This window comes from Streptomyces sp. NPDC089915, assembly GCF_040684675.1.
Classification (GTDB): domain Bacteria; phylum Actinomycetota; class Actinomycetes; order Streptomycetales; family Streptomycetaceae; genus Streptomyces.
The window spans coordinates 1-1380 of the sequence record NZ_JBFBGN010000373.1; the positions used below are offsets into that span (position 1 = coordinate 1).

The 1380-nt window shown below is 74.6% G+C and carries 2 protein-coding genes; one reads left to right on the plus strand and one right to left on the minus strand.

All coding sequences use genetic code 11. The features are described 5' to 3' along the window. Window positions 1–529, plus strand: a 529-nt coding sequence (locus AB0O29_RS35925) for an alpha/beta hydrolase (protein ID WP_365160648.1), incomplete at its 5' end; no start/stop codon positions are given. A 117-nt stretch (window positions 530–646) separates the two neighbouring features. On the opposite strand, the gene AB0O29_RS35930 is transcribed toward AB0O29_RS35925, so the two are convergent. Further along, the coding region (locus tag AB0O29_RS35930) for a TetR/AcrR family transcriptional regulator (RefSeq protein WP_365160651.1) at window positions 647–1380 on the minus strand (734 nt) is incomplete at its 5' end.

Here is a 1380-nt window from a genome sequence, read left to right on the forward strand (position 1 = left end):
CGGGGATCCGACCGCCCTGGCCGCGGACGCGGAGCCGGAGGACGACAACGAGGCCGCCGCCTGGGCGGCGGTGAGCTGCGCCGACTATCCGGACCGGGGCGCGGGCGGGGACCCGGTGGCGTTCCGGCGACAGCTGGACGCGCTGCGGCCGCGGTTCCTGGCCGCCTCGAAGCTCTTCGGGCCGGGCGAACTGACCGAGATCGCCTTCTGCCAGGGCTGGCCGGCGCCCGCCGAGCCGACATCGGCGATCCGCGGCGCCGCAGCGCCGCCGATGCTGCTGGTGGGGGTGCGCGGCGACCCGGCCACCCCGTACGTGTGGACGGAGCAGACGGCGCGCGTACTGGGCAACGCCGTGGTCCTCGACTACAAGGGCGAGGGCCACACCGGCTTCGGCCGCTCCCGCTGCGTGAAGCAGTACATCGAACGCTACCTGCTGGAGGGCGGCCTGCCGCGTTCGACGGCGACCTGCCCGGCGGAGGGCATCGACGACCAGGGCCACGAGGCGATCGAACCCCAGGGTCATTACTGAGCGGTGTCGCAGACGGCGCGGCCCGGCGGCCCGGGGGCATTCCGGCTCGATGGGGGTACGCGGAGAACTCGCCGAGCCGGTGCGCCGGCACTGCTCCTCACCGCTGAAGCCGGCCGGTCAGGCCCCAGCGGCCGGGCGCAGTTCGCGTTCGAGGGCGGCGAGGGCGAACGCGTGCACGGAGGTGTGCTGCCAGCGGGACCGTCCGAGCATCACGTCCTCGGAGAGCCCGCTGAGCATGGCCACGGCCCGGACGGTGAATTCGGGGAGGTCGACGTCGGTGAAGTGTCCGAGGTCCCGGCCCTCACGGAGGATGGCCTCCAGGCGCTCGTCCCAGCCGTCCAGCAGGTCGGTGAGGACCTGCCGTCCCGCCTCGTCGTGGCGCTGGGCCAGGACCTGCGTCCACAGCGCGTAGCGCTCGTCGCCCTGGTGGCGGGGCAGGTAGAAGCGGACGAAGAGGTCCAGCTTCTCGGCGGGGGACGCGGCCTGGTCGGCGGCCCGCTGGAACCGGCTCCAGAGGTCGGCCTGGCTCCAGGCGAGGACTTCCAACAGGAGCCGGTCCTTCCGGCCGAAGTGGTAGAGGATGTGCCCGGTGCTCATGCCGGCCCGCGCGGCGATGTCCGACATCCGCACGGCCGCCGTGCCCTTCTCGGCGATGACGGCGACGGCCGCCAGCATCGCCCGCCCCCGCGCGTCGTCCCCGCTGGGCTGACGCCTCCTGTCGATCGCGGACGGGGCCGCGGAACGGGAGGCGGCGCCCGTCGTCCCGGCGCCCGCCGGCCCGGCCGTGCCCTCCGGATGGCGGCCCGCGGCGAGACGAACGACAAGAGCCGACCCGTTCTGCGCCGCCTCAC